We start from the raw sequence: 2,413 nt of genomic DNA on the forward strand, positions 1-2,413 counted from the left end.
CCTTTAAGTCTTCGCATGAAATTATACCTTTGAGTTTTGTCTCAAGATTGTAGCAACAAGGCCCCTTACAAGAAACCTTCTTCACCCATTCTTTCGTTGCTGCTCAGGTACCTGAGATTTCTCCGGCTTTTCCCGCTTCACAATTAAAATCATCGTGATTGCACTGTATGCATGAGGGTCTTCCCCGATCATGGTGGGAGACTCAGAACGCCATATTCAGTTTCCCATAGTGGAACATTACACCCAGCTTGAACCGTTCTTTATTCCTGAAGCCTCGTGATTTGATCCTCAGCAGCCGTATTTTACTGTTCAGAGACTCCGCATTGCCGTTCGATACCCGGTTTTTCATTGCATTCAGGATGCCGTAAAGGCGCTTTGCCACCATGCGGGCAACGCTGGCCATGAGCGGTATGCCGGTGTCTTTGGCCATCGCCATCCATTCCTGCCACAGCTTACGGCTATGATCGTCATACCTGCGGTGCCAAAGATCCCGAGCAAGCTCTTTCATTGCCCAGCACTGGCTCGTTTGGGGTAACACCAGACGGGCAACTTCTAACCTCTCAGCCCGGCGCCCGAGGCGGTTTTGTTTGCTGTAAAACCACAGATAGCGTGAGCGGTGGGCATCTTTCCTTTCTGACGACGGGATCTGTTTCATCTCAGCGTGGCGGGTTTTATCAACGACGGCGCACAACATTTTTGCCACATGGAAGTGATCGAAGGCGATTTTATCGACGGCATTTGGGAGATGGATGCGGGCTGCACTGATATAGGCCATGTTCATGTCCATAGACAGCGTTTTTATCTCATCAAGCTGGTGATCTCTCAGACTACGCAGATAACTGGCAAGACTTTCTACACCGCGATCATCGGTCAGTTGCAAAGCCCGTCCTTGCCTGTCAGAGATTACGGTGACGTACTGATGTCCTTTTTTGAACCCAACTTCATCTACGCAGAGGTGACGCGCCGATAAGGGTTGTTTTATCCGGGCTAATCCTCGTCTGACTGCGCGCATCATAATGCCGTCCACGGCATTCCAACTGAGTTTAAGTTGCTTTCTGACAGCATCCACGGTGCTGATTTTCAGCCATGAGAGAACAAAGGCCTCGAACAGCAAAGTGTAGCGGCTGCCTGGCCCTGCCCAGGGAATCGGCAGTGTCTGGCAACCGTGCTCTGGGCAGTCAACGCGGGGGACATCAGCCTCAACCAGCGTGGTGAACTGACAGGTGTCAAGGTGACGCCATTTACGCCGCCGGTGATCATGTATGGAGCAGGATTTACCGCAGGTTGGGCAGGTTAGTTGTGCGTGCCCAGCAATGCCGACAATGACCGTCACAGAACCGGATTTTTCATCAAGGGAAAGGGACTGAACCTGCCACGGTGCGGACAGGTTAAGGATATGAGCATAGAGGGATTTTTCGTCCATGAAAGTGCTCCGGGTTGATTAGATACTTAAAAGATTTACACATTCTTCTGGCACCCAACCAGACTCTCCAGAGTGTTTAAGCGCCCAGTACCAGCCATTAAGAGACTTGATGACAGTAATTTTCTCGCTGGACCTGACTGATAATTCAAGGGCCGTGTAGTCTTCAAGACAGGTAACTTCATTAGAACTGAGGGGAGAAAATATTTGTTGGGGAGCCCATCCGGCTTTGCCTGAGGGGAGTGTTATCCATACCCACCCCGGATATTCAAGGTCACAATGGCTGATAACGACAGTATCATTCTTCGTTATCGAAATGGGGTCAGGAAAAGCAGAAGTGTAATTTTTGATGACAACAGCAGCATTATTCAAGTGACATCTCCCATTGTTCGGTGAACAGCCAAAATCCTACAATAGCCACCACAACAGGGGAAGACCCATGCAATGAACAGTATTTTTAAGGGGCTATGCCAAAGAATTCAGACATCAGAGAGGCATTCGTCAGGAGCCTCACGCGAGATCATAAGCGCGGCCAGGTTGTGACGACGGCTCGATTCGTTTCAGAGTTAGCGAAGCTTACATCACTTCTGGTCAAAGCAGGAGGTGAATGCGTGGATCGAGCGCTATCAAACTTACTTCCGTGATTACACAGACCATCATGGAGAAGATAAATGTTACTCTCTGAAAAACATGGGTTATGTGATTTGACATCTCATATCGGAAGTGACTGGGACAAAGGTGGGACGCATATGAAATGACGAGCGTTAACTACGCTTGCCATCTTTTTGCATGTCGGGACGTGTGAGCGAGGCTACTTGCGGTAAGTTGATGATTCAGAGGGTGGTTCTACGCACTTAATCAATTGGTCGGCGGTTCGAACCCGCCACGACCCACCAACAATTTTTAAATCAATGAGTTAATCATAACCCCTCTTTCCCAGGCACTATTTCCCTCATTTGCCGTATAATGCCATTTTTATAAAATGGATAGTAA

The 2,413-nt window shown here is 48.9% G+C and carries 2 protein-coding genes; both read right to left on the minus strand.

Features of this window, described 5'->3' with window-relative positions; genetic code table 11:
• Positions 1 to 202 precede the first annotated feature (202 nt).
• On the minus strand, positions 203 to 1,423 hold the full coding sequence (locus tag J1785_RS01715) for an ISL3 family transposase (RefSeq protein ID WP_217218668.1): 1,221 nt from the start codon (positions 1,421 to 1,423) through the stop codon (positions 203 to 205).
• Positions 1,424 to 1,441: 18 nt separating this feature from the next.
• Entirely contained in the window at positions 1,442 to 1,792 is a 351-nt protein-coding gene (locus J1785_RS01720) for an SH3 domain-containing protein (protein ID WP_071889847.1), read from the minus strand.
• Positions 1,793 to 2,413: the final 621 nt, after the last annotated feature.

This window comes from Rahnella perminowiae, assembly GCF_019049755.1.
GTDB lineage: Bacteria > Pseudomonadota > Gammaproteobacteria > Enterobacterales > Enterobacteriaceae > Rahnella > Rahnella perminowiae.